Origin of the sequence: Georgenia sp. H159 (genome assembly GCF_035607575.1) — a bacterium.
Classification (GTDB): Bacteria; Actinomycetota; Actinomycetes; order Actinomycetales; family Actinomycetaceae; genus Oceanitalea.
In genome coordinates this window covers 16509-32147 of record NZ_JAYDZY010000003.1, presented here as the reverse complement: position 1 = coordinate 32147, position 15639 = coordinate 16509, and the positions used below count along the sequence as shown (strand labels likewise).

General features: G+C 70.2%; 16 protein-coding genes and 2 tRNA genes. 5 read left to right on the top strand and 13 right to left on the bottom strand.

The window, feature by feature from the left end; all coding sequences use genetic code 11:
* Both VR894_RS04745 and pknB read left to right on the top strand, forming a co-directional pair.
* On the top strand, positions 1-1104 hold the full coding sequence (locus VR894_RS04745; RefSeq protein WP_324650195.1) for a serine/threonine-protein kinase: 1104 nt from the start codon (positions 1-3) through the stop codon (positions 1102-1104).
* Positions 1104-2987, top strand: a complete 1884-nt coding sequence (gene pknB / locus VR894_RS04740; protein ID WP_416380812.1) for a Stk1 family PASTA domain-containing Ser/Thr kinase — start codon at positions 1104-1106, stop codon at positions 2985-2987. The genes VR894_RS04745 and pknB overlap by 1 nt, the downstream gene beginning before the upstream one ends.
* Positions 2988-3052: 65 nt before the next feature.
* Here the strand turns inward: pknB and VR894_RS04735 are convergent, their stop codons facing one another.
* The 4 genes from VR894_RS04735 to VR894_RS04720 are packed head-to-tail and all read right to left on the bottom strand — an operon-like array spanning position 3053 to position 5400.
* Positions 3053-3673 (bottom strand): aminodeoxychorismate/anthranilate synthase component II, encoded by a 621-nt coding sequence (locus VR894_RS04735; RefSeq protein ID WP_324650193.1) that lies wholly within the window; start codon positions 3671-3673, stop codon positions 3053-3055.
* Positions 3670-3834 (bottom strand): hypothetical protein, encoded by a 165-nt coding sequence (locus VR894_RS04730; RefSeq protein ID WP_324650192.1) that lies wholly within the window; start codon positions 3832-3834, stop codon positions 3670-3672. Before VR894_RS04730 ends, VR894_RS04735 begins: the two co-directional genes overlap by 4 nt.
* The gene (locus VR894_RS04725; protein ID WP_324650191.1) at positions 3834-4631 is read right to left on the bottom strand and encodes a class E sortase; all 798 of its coding nucleotides are present in this window, start codon (positions 4629-4631) and stop codon (positions 3834-3836) included. The genes VR894_RS04730 and VR894_RS04725 overlap by 1 nt, the downstream gene beginning before the upstream one ends.
* A 43-nt stretch (positions 4632-4674) precedes the next feature.
* Positions 4675-5400, bottom strand: coding sequence for a DUF881 domain-containing protein (locus VR894_RS04720; protein ID WP_324650190.1), 726 nt, complete (start codon positions 5398-5400; stop codon positions 4675-4677).
* Between the two features lie 159 nt (positions 5401-5559).
* Here VR894_RS04720 and VR894_RS04715 point away from each other — a divergent pair, with 159 nt between their 5' ends.
* The gene (locus VR894_RS04715) at positions 5560-5808 is read left to right on the top strand and encodes a cell division protein CrgA (RefSeq protein ID WP_324650189.1); all 249 of its coding nucleotides are present in this window, start codon (positions 5560-5562) and stop codon (positions 5806-5808) included.
* 162 nt (positions 5809-5970) lie between these two features.
* Here the strand turns inward: VR894_RS04715 and VR894_RS04710 are convergent, their stop codons facing one another.
* Both VR894_RS04710 and VR894_RS04705 read right to left on the bottom strand, forming a co-directional pair.
* Complete coding sequence (locus VR894_RS04710) at positions 5971-6822, bottom strand: rhomboid family intramembrane serine protease (protein ID WP_324650188.1); 852 nt, start codon at positions 6820-6822, stop codon at positions 5971-5973.
* A gap of 3 nt (positions 6823-6825) precedes the next feature.
* Positions 6826-7347: a peptidylprolyl isomerase gene (locus VR894_RS04705; RefSeq protein ID WP_324650187.1), complete on the bottom strand. Its 522-nt coding sequence runs from the start codon at positions 7345-7347 to the stop codon at positions 6826-6828.
* Between the two features lie 198 nt (positions 7348-7545).
* Here VR894_RS04705 and VR894_RS04700 point away from each other — a divergent pair, with 198 nt between their 5' ends.
* The gene (locus VR894_RS04700) at positions 7546-8259 is read left to right on the top strand and encodes a hypothetical protein (protein ID WP_324650186.1); all 714 of its coding nucleotides are present in this window, start codon (positions 7546-7548) and stop codon (positions 8257-8259) included.
* 78 nt (positions 8260-8337) lie between these two features.
* Entirely contained in the window at positions 8338-8715 is a 378-nt protein-coding gene (locus VR894_RS04695) for an ankyrin repeat domain-containing protein (protein ID WP_324650185.1), read from the top strand.
* 26 nt (positions 8716-8741) lie between these two features.
* On the opposite strand, the gene VR894_RS04690 is transcribed toward VR894_RS04695, so the two are convergent.
* From VR894_RS04690 to gyrB, 7 genes are all read right to left on the bottom strand, one after another.
* Positions 8742-9431, bottom strand: a complete 690-nt coding sequence (locus VR894_RS04690; RefSeq protein ID WP_324650184.1) for a DUF981 family protein — start codon at positions 9429-9431, stop codon at positions 8742-8744.
* A 218-nt stretch (positions 9432-9649) separates the two neighbouring features.
* Positions 9650-9725, bottom strand: a tRNA-Ala gene (locus VR894_RS04685).
* 41 nt (positions 9726-9766) lie between these two features.
* Positions 9767-9934, bottom strand: a complete 168-nt coding sequence (locus tag VR894_RS04680; protein ID WP_324650183.1) for a DLW-39 family protein — start codon at positions 9932-9934, stop codon at positions 9767-9769.
* Between the two features lie 27 nt (positions 9935-9961).
* Positions 9962-10035, bottom strand: a tRNA-Ile gene (locus VR894_RS04675).
* Positions 10036-10137: 102 nt separating this feature from the next.
* Positions 10138-10866, bottom strand: coding sequence for a DUF3566 domain-containing protein (locus VR894_RS04670; protein ID WP_324650182.1), 729 nt, complete (start codon positions 10864-10866; stop codon positions 10138-10140).
* Complete coding sequence (gene gyrA / locus VR894_RS04665) at positions 10863-13352, bottom strand: DNA gyrase subunit A (protein WP_324650518.1); 2490 nt, start codon at positions 13350-13352, stop codon at positions 10863-10865. The genes VR894_RS04670 and gyrA overlap by 4 nt, the downstream gene beginning before the upstream one ends.
* Positions 13353-13448: 96 nt before the next feature.
* Positions 13449-15452: a DNA topoisomerase (ATP-hydrolyzing) subunit B gene (gyrB, locus tag VR894_RS04660; RefSeq protein WP_324650516.1), complete on the bottom strand. Its 2004-nt coding sequence runs from the start codon at positions 15450-15452 to the stop codon at positions 13449-13451.
* Between the last annotated feature and the right edge of the window lie 187 nt (positions 15453-15639).

The window sequence follows — 15639 nt, the reverse complement described above, 5'->3', positions numbered from 1 at the left end:
ATGGCGATCCGGGCGCGCCACGTCCTGCGGGGGCGGTACGAGCTCACTGAGCGCATCGCCGTCGGTGGCATGGGTGAGGTGTGGCGGGCCACCGACCTCCTGCTGGGCCGCACCGTCGCGGCCAAGGTGCTGCGTGAGGACCTCGTCGGCGACGACGTATCCCTGGCGAGGCTGCGCGCCGAGGCCCGCAACGCCAGCGGGGTCGTCCACCCGAACGTCGCCGTCGTCCTCGACTACGGCGAGCAGGACGGCGGTGGATTCCTCGTCATGGAGTACGTCCCCGGGGAGCCGCTCTCCGCGCTGCTCGACCGGGACGGGGCGCTGCCCCCTGAGCGGCTGGTGCCCCTGCTCGTCCAGTGCGCCCGCGGGCTGCACGCCGTCCACCGCGCCGGGGTCGTCCACCGGGACGTCAAGCCCTCCAACGTCCTCATCACGCCCCGCGGCACCGTCAAGCTCACCGACTTCGGCATCTCCCTCGGCACCGGGCAGCCGGCGCTCACCGCCGCTGGGATGGTCATGGGCACCGCCCAGTACCTGCCGCCGGAGCTGGCCATGGGCAAGCCGGCCCGGCCAGCTGGCGACATCTACGCGCTGGGAATCATCGCCTACGAGGCCCTCGCCGGGCGCCGGCCGTTCACCGGCGCCACCCAGGTCGACATCGCGATGGCACACGTGACGACGCCGCTGCCGCCCCTTCCGGGGCACGTGCCCGGGCCTGTTCGGGACCTCGTCACCGCGATGCTCGCGAAGGACCCGGCCGACCGGCCGGACTCGGCCGAGGTGGTCGCGCAGCGGCTGGAGCAGCTGATGACCGACGACACCGCCGAGGTCCCCACGCCCGCTGCGCCGCTCCCCCCGACCGAGGGCTCCTTACCCGTACCGGACGAGAGCCGACGACGACGGCGGCCCGCTCCCGCCTGGCGGTGGCCGACGTGGGCCGAGCTCGCGGCCGACCGCCTCTGGCTCACCGCCGTCGGCGTGGGGCTGGGCCTCATCCTCGTGCTCGCGCTGACCCTCGGTACCCTTGCCATGGGTGGGGGCGCGCCCGCGAGCAACGCCCCCGAGACGCGACCAGCCGACCGACTGACAGTGAGGAACCCCTAGTGGTGGACGAAGTACCCAAGGTGCTCGCAGGACGCTACGAGGTCCGCGAGCTCATCGGTCGAGGCGGCATGGCCGAGGTCTACATCGGCTACGACAGCCGGCTCTCGCGCACGGTCGCGATCAAGGTGCTGCGCTCCGACCTCGCTCGCGACCCCACCTTCCAGGCACGGTTCCGACGCGAGGCCCAGTCCGCCGCCTCCCTCAACCACCCCGCCATCGTCTCGGTCTACGACACCGGTGAGGACGACGTCGTCACCTCCGGCGGCGAGCGCGCCCCCGTGCCCTACATCGTCATGGAGTACGTCGAGGGCCACACCGTGCGCTCCCTGCTCGTCGACGGCTCGGCCGTCCCGATCGACGAGGCCACCGAGATCGTCATCGGGGTGCTCTCGGCACTGGCCTACTCCCACCGCGAGGGCATCGTCCACCGCGACATCAAGCCGGGCAACGTCATGCTCACGCCCACCGGCCAGGTCAAGGTCATGGACTTCGGCATCGCCCGCGCCATGGCCGACTCCGCCGCGACGATGACCCAGACCCACGCCGTCGTCGGCACCGCCCAGTACCTCTCCCCGGAGCAGGCGCGCGGCGAGGTCGTCGACGCCCGGTCCGACATCTACTCCACCGGGTGCCTGCTGTACGAGCTGCTCACCGGGGAGCCGCCCTTCAGCGGGGACTCCGCCGTGGCGGTCGCCTACCAGCACGTCCGGGAGCTGCCCAAGGCACCCAGCGAGGTCGCCTCCGACATCCCGGAGACGCTCGACCGCATCGTCCTCAAGGCCCTGGCCAAGGACCGCGAGGACCGCTACCCGGACGCTGCCGCGATGCGCTCGGACCTGGAGTCGGCCATGCGCGGCGGCGCGGTCGGTGCGCCCGCGGCCAGCTCGTGGGCCGCTGCGGCAGCCGCGGCCGGCCAGCCCACCTCCGTCATCGGCGCGACCACGGCCACGCAGGCGATGCCGGCGGCCACCCGCTCGAGCACCGCGGTGCAGGCACAGGAGGACGAGGAGCCGGAGAAGCGGTCGCCCTGGTGGGTCTGGCTGCTCGTGCTCGTCGGCCTGCTGGCCGCCGGTGGCGTCGCCTACCTGCTGCTCACCGACGAGGACAACGAGCCCACCGAGCCCACCGTGGTCGAGGTGCCGAACCTCGAGGGGATGGACCAGACCGAGGCACGGCAGGCGATCGAGGACGAAGGACTGGTCTTCGCCATCGGGGAGCCCGAGTTCTCCGACGACATCGAGCCGGGGCTGTTCGTCAGCGCGGCGCCCGCGGTGGGTGAGTCCGTCGAGGAGGGTGAGACGGTCACCGTGCGCTTCTCCGCCGGGCCGGACTCGGTGGCGATGCCGGACGTCGTGGGCCTGAGCCAACGACAGGCGCAGGACCAGCTCTCCCAGGACGAGCTCGGTTTCAGCGTGCGCATCACCTACCAGCCGATCGACGACCCCCAGTACGAGAAGGACCGTGTCGCTCAGACCGAGCCGGCCGCCGGGGACCCGCTCGAGCCGGACTCCGAGGTGGTCCTCCACATCGCCACCGGAAACGTCGAGGTCCCGGACCTTCGCGGCCAGCCCATCGAGGCCGCCACCGAGGCCCTGCGCGCGCTCAACCTCACGGTCACCCCGGTGGACCAGCCGTCCGGGGACGTCGACCCGGGCACGGTGCTCGACCAGAACCGGACCGGACCCGTCCCGCGCTTCAGCACGATCGAGCTCGTCGTGGCCGTCGCCCCGCCGACCCCGGAGCCGACCACCGAGGAGCCCACCACCGAGGAGCCGACGACGGAGGACCCGCCGCCGGACGACGAGGAGCCCACCGACGGAGCGGCCGAAGCTCCGGGCAACAGCGACTTCGGCCGCAGCCAGGGCGGTGGCAACCGCCCGTAGCCACGGGTCCCCAAGCCCTGCTGAATCCTGCCGGGCGAGGGACCGGCTGCCGATCAGGGCCCGGGTCAGGCTCGGACGAGTGGTGCCATACCCTCGCTGCGGGCCGGGGCGTCGACGTCCCCGGCGATGGCGAGCCAGTTCGCCAGCAGCCGGTGCCCGTGCTCGGTCAGCACCGACTCCGGGTGGAACTGGACGCCGTGCAACGGCAGCTCCCGGTGAGTGAGCGCCATGACGACCCCGCCGGCCGTGGAGGCGGTGATCTGCAGCTCCTCGGGCACGGTCGGTCGCTCGACCGCGAGGGAGTGGTACCGCGTCGCGGTGAAGGGCGTGGGAAGGCCGGCAAAGACGCCGCTGCCGTCGTGATCCACCGGTGAGGTCTTGCCGTGCATGAGCTCGGCCGCGTGGCTGACGGTGGCGCCGAAGAGCTCGCCCAGGGCCTGGTGACCCAGGCACACACCGAGCATGGGGACCGCGTGCTCCGCGCAGCGCTCGATGACGTCGAGGCTCGCGCCGGCCTCCTTCGGCGTGCCCGGCCCGGGGGAGACGAGCACCCCGGCGAAGTCACGCGGGTCCGCGGTCACCTCGTCGTTGCGCTGGACGACGGCACTCGCGCCCAGCTGCTCGAGGTAGCCGACGATCGTCCAGACGAAGCTGTCGTAGTTGTCGACGACGAGTACTCGGGTCATGGTCCGTCCTCGATGGTCGTCTCGTTGAAGGGCATGTAGGGGGCGATCTCGGGGAACAGCCAGGTGAAGCAGGCGTAGACGACCGCGGCCGCCAGCAGGAGCACGAGGATGACCCGGAACCAGACCGGTCCGGGAAGTACCCGCCACAGCGCGCCGTACATCAGCGTCCCTCCTGGAGCAGCTCGGCCGGCATGCCCTCGTTCTTGTCGATCCAGTACTGGAACTCGCCGTAGGTGATCCACCGCTGCGCGGCGGAGAACAGCGGGTGGCAGGTCGTCAGGGTGATCATCCGCTCGGTCGGTGCGACGCCGGGCTCCCCCGGTACGGGGGCGATGACCTCGACCTGGGACGGGTGGACGACCTCGTGGTCGACGACCTCGTAGACGAGGTACGCGTCGGTCGTCTCCACGATGAGGGAGTCCCCCTCGACGATCTGCTCGATCTCCCGGTAGGGCGCGCCGTAGGACTGCCGGTGCGCCGCCGTCGCGAAGTTGCCGACCTCGCCCGGGAGCTGGGTCTCGGGGTAGTGACCGATGTAGCCCTTGTTGAGCACATCGGCCATCCCGGTCCCGTGCGCGATCGTCTCCTCGTAGTCACCGAGCCGCGGGATGTGGAGGGTCGCCATGACCTCCCCCTCGGCACCGACGGCCGGGAGCGGCGGCGGGTCGGTGCGCTGCTCCGCCTCCTGAGGAGGTGCAGCGATGACCTCACCCTTCTCGCGCCACTCCTCCAGGACTTCGGCCTGGTAGTTGTTCGCCTCGACGTCCGTCCACCACAGCTGCCACACGACGAAGAGTCCGAGGAGGACGCCGGCCGTGATCATGAGCTCGCCGACGACGCCGACGAAGGTGGCGACGAAGCCACGCCGACGACGGCGGGGACGCGTACGCCGCGACGGCGCGTCGTCGTCCCGCTGCCAGGGCAGCTCCTCGAGCCGGTCGACGTCCGTGGTCGCCATCGTGAGTCCTCTTGTCGGTCACAGGGTCTACGACGAGGGTAGTTCACCCGGCGGCGCGGACGTGGTCCAGCCGGAGGGAACCCGTGTAGGCAGGCATGTCGATCGCCTGCGCCTCCTCCATGGACCAGCCCAGCCCCACCGCCTGGACGTACTGCTGGTAGACCTGGACGCCGGGCGACGCCTCCACGGCCGCACTCAGCGCGTCCGGGTCCCCGATCGCCGAGACGCGGTACGGCGGGGAGTAGTGCCGGCCGTGGAGCAGCAGCACGTTGCCGACGCAGCGCACCGAGGAGGTGGAGGTGATGCGCTGGTCCTGGATCATCATCGCCTCCGCTCCGCCGACCCACAGCGCGTTCATCACGGCCTCCAGGTCCTGCTGGTGGACGACGAGGTCGTCGGGGTGCAGCCCGCTGGAGGAGAGGTCCGGAGGCGCGGGTGCGTCCCAGAGCTCGACGACGACACCCGGGCCCGTCACGGGTGTGCGCCCGGCGGCGAGGGCCATCAGCTCCGCCCTCTCGGGATCCGGCTCGGTCTGCGGCTGCTGCGCCGCGACGAGTGCGTCGCGCTCCTTCCGCAGGGCGGCGACCTCGGCCTCGTTGTCCTCCAGCCGGGCGGTCTCCACGCGTGCGAGGTCGACGAGATTGGTCGGCGACCGGTCGGCGTCGTCGTCGAAGAGGGTCGCGCTGGTCGCGAACAGCAGGCCAGCGCCGGCCGCGACCAGGCCCACGGCGACCGACCCCTTCCTGCGGCCCGTCCTCGACCCGTCCACTGCCCACCTCCCTCTCGTTCGTCCCTGCCCGCGTGATGCCCGCCCGCGACGTTCCGACCACTACGCTAGGGGAGGTGCCGTGCGCCTCGTAAGGTGAACGGCGCCGTGACGTGTCCGAGGTACCGCCAGCCGGGCGGAACACCCGAAGGAGAGCTGACAGTGCCGGAGTCAAAGCCCCGCAAGAAGAAGGCGACGTACACGCCCCCGCCCGCCCCTGCGCAGCCGAAGGAGAGCCCGCGCTGGTGGGTGCCGACCGCCGTCGTCCTCATGGTCGTCGGGATGCTGTGGGTGGTCATCACCTACATCGTCCAGGCCGCCGGCCCCATCCCGGGCATCGGGAACCTCAACCTGGCCATCGGCTTCGTCGTGCTGCTCGTCGGGTTCCTCATGACCCTGCGCTGGCGCTGACGCCGCCGTCCACCGATGCGCCGGTCCTCCTCGGGGGGCCGGCGCTTCGTCGTCCCGGTCCGCGCATGGTTACGCACACCTGGGGAGTTCCCTGTGGAGAACTACACCGGTGTCATCCACACCTGTGCAGAAGCCTGTGGAGAACTACATCGGTGTGATTCGTCAGGGTGAGACGGCATACTTCGCCACGGCGAGAGCCACGAGGGCCGCGCTCACGAGCACCGTGGCGGCCACGCTGACGAGCGCGGTCTGCTTGCGCGGCGCGTAGACGTAGGCAGCGGCGAGCACCAGCCCGGTGACGAGCCCGCCGAGGTGCGCCTGCCACGCGATGTTGGGGATCGTGAAACCGATGACCGTGTTGATGACGATGAGCACCACGATCTGCGTCGTGTCCCGTCCGAGGCGACGCAGCGCCAGGCCGATCGCCCCGAACAGACCGAAGACCGCTCCCGACGCGCCGACCACCGGCGTCAGCCAGGCGAGACCGTCCGGGGCGGCGAAGAGCAGCACCCCGACCGAGCCACCGACCGCACTGACGAGGTAGAGCGCCAGGAAGCGCCATCGGCCAAGGGCGGGCTCGAGGACCGATCCGACGATCCACAGGGCGTACATGTTGACCGCCAGGTGGAGGAAGCCGCCGTGCATGAAGGCGGCCGAGAGGAAGCGGTACGGCTCCGCCTCACCGAGGAACGGCACGAAGACGAGGTGGATGCGTGCGTCACCGCCGGCCCTGAGGGCGACGTAGGCGATGACGCAGAGCGCGACGAGGGAGATCGTGACGACCGGCCGTCCCTCACGGACCCGGCCCCCGAACACCGTGCGCCGGGCAGGTACAGCGGCCTGGGCACGGGCGACGCAGTCCACGCACTGCACCCCGACGGCGGCGGGGCGCTGGCACTCCGGGCAGACCGGCCGGTTGCAGCGCTGGCAGCGGACGTAGGAGACCCGGTCGGGGTGCCGCGGGCAGACCGGCGGCTGGTCGCCGCCGGCCTGCCCGTGCGGACTGGCCGTCATGCGTCAGTCGGCGACGGTGATCGAGGAGATGACGACGTCCTCGACGGGGCGGTCGTTGCGGCCGGTCGGGACGGCACCGATGCGGTCGACGACGGCGCGGCTCTCGGAGTCGGCGACGCGACCGAAGATCGTGTGCTTGCCCTGCAGCCAGGTGGTCGGCGCCGTCGTGATGAAGAACTGCGAGCCGTTGGTCCCGCGGCCACCGATCTTGCCGGCGTTGGCCATCGCGAGGATGTACGGCTGGGTGAAGTCCAGCTCGGGGTGGATCTCGTCGTCGAAGGTGTAGCCCGGGCCACCGGTGCCGGTCCCCAGGGGGTCGCCGCCCTGGATCATGAAGTTGGGGATGACCCGGTGGAAGATGACGCCGTCGTAGAGCGGGTCGGTCGTCTCCTCACCCGTCTCCGGATGGGTCCACGTGCGCTCCCCCTTGGCGAGGGAGACGAAGTTGTCGACGGTCTTGGGGGCGTGGTGGGGCAGCAGCTCGATGACGATGTCGCCGAGGTTCGTGTGCACAGTTGCTTCCATGTCGGCGATCCTTTCACGCCACCGCGCCCACTCGCAGGTCACGACCGTGCCCTGCGGTCGGCCGCGTGGCAGGCTGGGGCGGGATCCGGCGGGCCGTCCGGCCGCTGCCGTGAGAAATCGACCATCGGAATGGTGCGTTCGCCTGTCCCAGGTGGGACGATGGGCGTCACGTACCCGGAAAGCCATGAGGGAGAGCACATGTCGCGCAAGCACAAGATCAGCGAGGTCGACGCCGAGAAGGTGCGCCAGCAGGCCGTCGAGCTCGGTCATGTCCTCAGCGAGCAGGCCGGGAAGGCCAGCGAGGCCGCCGTCGCGCTGGCAGAGCAGGGCAAGGTCTGGGCCTCCGACGTCGCCGCCCCCAAGATCGACAAGGCGTGGCGCGACGGCGTGAAGGCCGCCGCCCCCAAGATCGAGGCGGCCGCCGAGAAGGCCCGGCCCGCCGTCGACACCGCTCGCGACAGGCTCGTCGACGACTACCTCCCCCGGGTCCAGAAGGCCATGCACGACGCCGCGGAGGCGGCCTCCGGCTCGGGCAACGTCAAGGACCGTGCCGGCAAGGCGGGCAAGGCTGCACAGAAGGCGCTGACCACCAAGCCCAAGAAGCACCGCACCGGCAAGACGCTCGGCTGGGTCCTCGTCGGCACGGCCGCCGCGGGCACCGGATACCTGCTGTGGCGGCGCACCCAGCCCGTCGACGACCCGTGGGCCGAGGAGTACTGGGAGGACACCACCGTGACCACCCCCGCAGAGGTGACCACCGCGCCGGCAGGCGTCGAGGACGGCGAGCCCGCAGCGGACGCCGAGACGGTCGCGGTGGAGACCGAGACGGCCGTCGGGTCCGCCGACGCACCGACCACTCCGATCGACTCCGGTCGCGGCGAGACGGACGTGGACTCGACCCGCAACGCCTGAGACCACGACTCATCGCGCGACAGGGCGCCCGGGACCACGCGGTCCCGGGCGTCTCGCGTCGACCCGGGAGGAGCTCTTTTGAGTGACGACGTCCACGCCGTCGCGGCGCACGTGTTCGACCTCGCCCGCAACGGGGAGACGGACGCGCTCGCCGCCTACCTCGACGCCGGTGCGCCGGTCGACCTCACCAACGACAAGGGCGACACGCTGCTCATCCTGGCGAGCTACCGCGAGCACGAGGAGACAGTGGCCATGCTCCTCGAGCGAGGCGCCGACGTGTCCCGCCTAAACGACCGCGGTCAGAACGCTCTCGTCTGCGCGGTGTTCAAGCAGGAACCGGGGATCGTGCGCAGGCTCCTCGCCGCGGGCGCCGACCCGGACGCCGGCTCACCGAGCGCCCGGGCCACCGCCCGGTACTTCGGGGCGACGGACATCGCAGCCCTGCTCGGCAGCTAGCCAGGGCGCCGGTCAGCCTCGCCCGGCTACCACTTGATCATCGTGCCGTTGGCGATGTTGTAGTACATGCCGATGTGCGTGTAGAAGTTCATCGCCCCGAAGAGGGCGAAGGCGATGCCGCCGAGAACCCACGTCCACACGACCCAGCGGAGCAGCCGCAGCCGGTCCGTGAGCAGCGCGACCGCGAAGAGCAGGGCGCCCACCGCGACGATGCCCCACAGGCCGCCGAGGAAGATCGCCTCGAGCAGCGGCAGGTGGCCGAACCGCCCCGTGATGGGCTCCTCCGGCGGGGCGGCACCGAGCTGGTAGCGGACGAAGGACACCGCGAGGACGGCCATGCCGAGACCGAGCACACCGACGAAGATGCTCACCGGCTTGAAGGCCTCCAGCGTCTTCGCGTGTGCCGCGTCGACAGCACCGTCGTAGAGCGCGCGCTGACGCCACAGGTAGACGGCGGCGAGAAGCAGCAGCGCACCGAAGCCGGCCGCCGGCTGGCCGAAGGCGATGTTGGCGTACTCGAAGCCGTCCCCGCCGTAGGGCCAGGTCACCGTGGTGTGCAGGCCCAACGCGAAGAGCAGCAGGCCCGTGACGCCGAAGAACGCCGCCCACCCCTCACTCTCGACGCGTTCCTTGCGCAGGATCAGCGTGAGGAACTTCGCGAACCCGACAAGGCCCGCACCCGCCGTGATGGCGATGAGCTCGTTGTACACGACCATAGCTTCGTGGTGTCCAATCTGGTGCTGGCGGAGACCGCCTCCGGTTGATCTTTCAACCGTAACCCGCGCGACCGGCTCCCACGAATCGCCCCGTACGTCGACGGCCCGCTGGTGGGCTGCCGTTCCGTAGGCACGCGCCAGGCTGAGCCCTGAAGCGGACCGACGACCGGGAGTTAGGCGACGGCACCGTGCCTGTCCGCTACCGGGTCATGACGTGATGGTGGAGCCAGCGGGACTCGAACCCGCAACCCCCTGCTTGCAAAGCAGGTGCGCTACCAATTGCGCCATGGCCCCCGGGCCGGCTGAGGGGCCGGCAAGGGAAGATCGTACCTGCGTCAGCCGACCGGGGCGTCCGTGGTCGGAGTGGTCTCGGGGAACGTGTTGCCACCGAAGCTGTCGGTGACCTCCGCCCACAGGGCCCGCTCCTCGCGGTCCGCCTTGACCTTGCTCCAAACGGCGTAGCCCGCGGTCGCCAGCGCGGCGAGTCCGAGGAACTTCCTCATCGTCTCCTCCTCGGGTCGGGATCGGGGTGGGCCTAACTGGACTCGAACCAGTGACCTCTTCCTTATCAGGGAAGCGCTCTAACCGTCTGAGCTATAGGCCCGACGCACCACCGGGATCACCGGGGGTGCCGCAGCAGACTACCCCAGCGCGCTGGCCGCGCCCAAACCCGGGACGCCCCGGTGAGGAGTCATGTTCGCCACAGTCAGTCGTCGGTCAGCGTCAGGTGTACCCCACCGACGAGGGCCGCGACGATGTTGTAGAGGAAGGCCCCGAGCGTGGACAGCGCCGTGAGGAGCAGGACGTCGACGACGGCGATGATCGCCGCCATCGAGATGACCCTGTCGAACGCGACGTAGTCCATGAGCTGGAGGAAGTTCTCCGAGTCGAGGGTGAGGAGCAGCTCCTCGACGTCGGCGAAGACATGCATGGAGTCGAGGACGAACCACATGGCGGCGGCCGCGACCACGATGCCGATGCCGACGGCGATCGACAGGAGGAAGGACAGCTTCATGACCGACCACGGGTCGACGCGCGCGACCGAGAGCCGCACCCGCCGCGGTCCGGCGGGTGCCGGTCGGTTCGGTGGCGGCCCTGCGACCGTCTCGTCCGACTGCGTCGTCTGCCGTGCGGGGCGGGACGGCTGCGCCGGAGCCGTCCGGGTGGCGCCGTAGCGGGGTGCCGCTGCCGAGCCGCCGGCGACACCGGACGATCCGGGAGGCATGGGGCTCGAGGAGCCGCCGGCGGACGCCGTGTCACCCGGACGGGGCACCACCGGGTGCTCCTCGACGCCACGCGCCGCGGCGAACCGCTCGGCGAGGCTGGTACGCATCGCCGCACGGTCCTGCGTGCTGGTCTCGCTCGACGCCCCAGCATCGGCCTGCTGCCGCGTCGCGTCCTCTGCGGCGCCCTGCCCTGGAGTGGTGCTGCTCATGCGTCTCCTCCGTCGTCACCCTCGGCGGGCTCCTCCGCTTCCTCAGGGGTCGACGCTACGCTATCGGCGTCCCGCTCCGCGTTACGCGCGACGGCGATGATCCGGTCGCGTGAGTCCGGCTTGGCGAAGATGACGCCCTGCGTGTTGCGACCCGTGAGGTTGACCTCCGCGACGGCGGACCGCACGATCTTGCCGCCGCTCATGATGACCATGACCTCGTCGTCGGGGCTGGTGAGGAGCGCGCCGACGAGGTCGCCCCGCGCCTCGACGAGGTTCGCAACCTTGATCCCGAGCCCGCCACGGCCCTGGACCCGGTACTCCTCGACGGCGGTCCGCTTCGCGTAGCCACCCTCGGTGACGACGAAGAGCGCGGCGTTCTCGTACCAGGGGCGCACGACGTCCATGGCGAGGAGCTCGTCGTCGCCGCGGACCTTCATGCCCGTGACCCCCGACGTCGAGCGACCCATCGGGCGCAGCGCCTCGTCGGTCGCGGTGAAGCGGATCGACTGACCCTTGCGGGACACGAGCAGGAGGTCGTCGTCGCTGTTGACGAGCTGGGCGGAGACGAGGCGGTCCTTCTCACCGTCGTCACCGTCGCGCAGGTTGATCGCGATGATCCCGCCGGTGCGGTTGGTGTCGTACTCCTGCAGGCGGGTCTTCTTCACCAGGCCCGACCGGGTGGCGAGCACGAGGTAGTCGGCGTCGTCGTAGTTGCGCAGGGCGAGGACCTGGGCGATGCGCTCCTCCGGCTGGAAGGCGAGGAGGTTCGCCACGTGCTGGCCCTTGGAGTCGCGGCCGCCCTCCGGCAGCTCGTAGCCCTTGGCGCGGTAGACGCGGCCCATGTTGGTGAAGAACAGCAGCCACTGGTGGGTGGTGGTGACGAAGAAGTGCTCGACGATGTCGTCCTCACGCAGCTGTGTGCCGCGCACGCCCTTGCCGCCCCTGCGCTGCGAGCGGTAATTGTCGGTACGCGTCCGCTTGGCGTAGCCGCCGCGGGTGATGGTGACGACGACGTCTTCCTCGGGGATGAGGTCCTCCATCGACATGTCACCCTCGTAGGGCACCACGGTGGTGCGCCGCTCGTCGCCGTACTTGGCGACGATCGATCCCAGCTCCTCCGCCACGATCGTGCGCTGCCGCTGCGGGGAGGCGAGGATGTCCTTGTAGTCCTGGATCTCCGCCTCGATCTTGTCGTGCTCGTCGATGATCTTCTGGCGCTCGAGAGCGGCGAGACGGCGCAGCTGCATCGCCAGGATGGCGTCGGCCTGGACCTCGTCGATGTCGAGGAGGTCCATGAGGCCGACCCTGGCCACGTCACCGCTCTCCGAGCCGCGGATGAGGGCGATGACCTCGTCGAGCATGTCCAGCGCCTTGAGCTGGCCACGCAGGATGTGGATCCGCTCCTCGGCCCGCTTGAGGAGGAACCGGGTGCGGCGCACGACGACGTCGATCTGGTGCGTCACCCAGTGGCGGACGAACGCGTCGAGGCTCAGCGTGCGGGGGACGCCGTCGACGAGCGCGAGCATGTTCGCCGGGAAGTTGTCCTGCAACTGCGTGTGCTTGTAGAGGTTGTTGAGCACCACCTTGGCGACGGCGTCGCGCTTGAGGATGATGACGAGGCGCTGCCCGGCGCGGCCGGAGGACTCGTCGCGCATGTCGGCGATCCCCTGGAGCCGTCCGTCGTGGACGAGCGAGGCGATCTTGGTGACGAGGTTGTCCGGGTTGACCTGGTAGGGCAGCTCGGTGACCACGAGGCACTGCCGGCCCTGGATCTCCTCGACGTTGACGACGGCGCGCTGGGTGATCGACCCGCGGCCCGTCCGGTAGGCGTCCTCGATGCCGCGGCGGCCCAGGATCGTGGCGCCGGTGGGGAAGTCGGGGCCCTTGATGCGCTCCATGAGCGCCTCGAGCAGCTCCTCCTTGCTGGCCTCGGGGTTCTCCAGGAACCACTGCACGCCGCTGGCCACCTCGCGCAGGTTGTGCGGCGGGATGCGCGTCGCCATGCCGACGGCGATGCCCTCGGAGCCGTTGACGAGCAGGTTGGGGAACCGCGACGGAAGGACGTCGGGCTCCTGGTTCTTGCCGTCGTAGTTGTCGTGGAAGTCGACCGTGGCCTGGTCGATGTCGCGGACCATCTCCATGGCCAGCGGCGCCATCTTGCACTCGGTGTACCGCGGTGCCGCGGCGCCGAGGTTCCCGGCGGAGCCGAAGTTCCCCTGCCCGGCGACGAGCGGGTAGCGCATCGACCACGGCTGGACGAGGCGGACGAGTGCGTCGTAGATCGAGGTGTCACCGTGCGGGTGGTACTGCCCCATGACCTCGCCGACGACGCGGGAGCACTTGTTGAACGACGCGTCTGGCCGGTAGCCGCCGTCGTACATCGCGTACAGCACCCGCCGGTGCACCGGCTTGAGGCCGTCACGGACGTCCGGCAGGGCACGGCCGACGATGACGCTCATCGCGTAGTCGAGGTACGAGCGCTGCATCTCGAGCTTGAGATCAACCTGCTCGACGTGGTCGATGGGGGGCTGGGTCACTGTCGTCCTTCTATCCTTCGGGCAGGAACGGGCTGGTGGGCCGGGTCAGATGTCCAGGAAGCGCACGTCGTGCGCGTTGCGCTGGATGAACTCACGCCGGGACTCGACGTCCTCGCCCATGAGGACGGAGAACACCTCGTCCGCGGCTGCGGCCTCGCCGACCGTCACCTGCCGCAGGGTGCGCGTGTCGGGGTTCATGGTCGTGTCCCACAGCTCCTGCTCGTTCATCTCGCCCAGACCCTTGTAGCGCTGGATGCCGCTGTCCTTGGGCAGGCGCTTGCCGGCCGCGGCACCCTCGGCGAGGAGGGCGTCCTTCTCGCGGTCGGTGTACACGTACTCGTGCGGGGCGTTGGACCACTTGAGCCGGTAGAGCGGCGGCTGGGCGAGGTAGACGTGCCCGCCCTCGATGAGGGGGCGCATGTACCGGAACAGCATGGTGAGGAGGAGGGTGGTGATGTGCTGGCCGTCGACGTCGGCGTCGGCCATGAGCACGATCTTGTAGTACCGCAGCTTGGCGATGTCGAACTCCTCGCCGATGCCGGTCCCGAAAGCGGTGATGAGCGCCTGGATCTCCTGGTTGCCCAGGGCGCGGTCCAGCCGCGCCTTCTCGACGTTGAGGATCTTCCCGCGCAGCGGGAGGATCGCCTGGTGCTCGGGGTCGCGGCCCTGGACGGCCGACCCCCCCGCGGAGTCGCCCTCGACGATGAAGATCTCGGACTTGGTGGCGTCGCGGCTCGAGCAGTCCTTGAGCTTGCCGGGCATGGACGCCGACTCCAGGGCACCCTTGCGGCGGGTGGCCTCGCGGGCCTTGCGGGCCGCCAGCCGCGCTGCGGCCGCCTGCTGCGCCTTGCGCAGGATGTCTTTCGCCTCGTTGGGGTGGGCGTCCAGCCAGTCGCCGAGGTGGTTGTAGACGACGTGCTGCACGTAGGTGCGCGCCTCGGTGTTCCCCAGCTTGGTCTTCGTCTGGCCCTCGAACTGCGGCTCGCCCAGCTTGATGGAGATGACAGCGGTGAGTCCCTCGCGGATGTCGTCGCCCGTGAGGTTGTCGTCCTTGTCCTTGAGGATGCCCTTGTCCTTGGCGTACCGGTTCATCAGCGAGGTCATCGCGGAGCGGAAGCCCTCCTCGTGGGTCCCGCCCTCGGAGGTGTTGATGGTGTTCGCGTAGGTGTGGACGGACTCGGAGTACGCGCTCGTCCACTGCATCGCGATCTCCAGGGAGATCCGCTTCTCGGGGTCCTCGGCCTCGATGTCGATGATGTCGGCGTTGACGAGCTCGACCTTCTTGGCGGAGTTGAGGTGCTTGACGTAGTCGCGCAGGCCGTTGTCGTACCGGTAGCTGACCTCACGCCGGCCCTGGTGGGCGTCGTCCGCGGTCCCCTCGTCGTCGCCCGTGACCTCGTCACCGGCGTCGGTGACGCCCGCGCGCTCGTCGGTCAGCGTGATGCGCAGGCCCTTGTTGAGGAACGCCATCTGCTGGAAGCGTCCGCGCAGCGTCTCGAAGTCGAAGTCGGTGGTCTCGAAGATCTCGTCGTTGGGCCAGAACGTGACGATCGTGCCGGTCACGTCCGTGGTGCCGGCCTCGGCGAGAGGCGCCGTGGGCACGCCGTGCTGGTAGCTCTGGCGCCAGATGACGCCCTCGCGGTGGACCTCGACGTGCAGCCGGGAGGAGAGCGCGTTGACGACGGAGACGCCGACGCCGTGCAGACCGCCGGAGACGGCGTAGCCGCCCCCGCCGAACTTGCCACCGGCGTGCAGCACGGTGAGGACGACCTCGACCGCGGGCTTGCCCTCGGACTCGACGATGTCGACGGGGATGCCGCGGCCGTCGTCGACGACGCGCACGCCGCCGTCGGGCAGGATCGTCACGTCGATCGTCGTCGCGTGGCCGGCGAGCGCCTCGTCCACGGAGTTGTCGACGACCTCGTAGACGAGGTGGTGCAGGCCGCGCTCCCCGGTCGAGCCGATGTACATGCCGGGCCGCTTGCGAACCGCCTCCAGGCCCTCGAGAACCGTGATGTTCGTTGCGTCGTAGCCGGCGTCCTGCGGCATGTCGTCAGCCACTGTCTGGGGCTCTCCTCGTCGTTCGTCGCGGCGCAGCACCGCACCGTCTCTGGAATCGGGACGGTGCACCTCGCACCACAGCTGCCCGGGGCATGGGTCCAGCCGACGCCCGCGGGCGGGGTCACCCGATTCTACTGCGTCCACGCCCGAATCACCGCATATCCACAGCTTCATC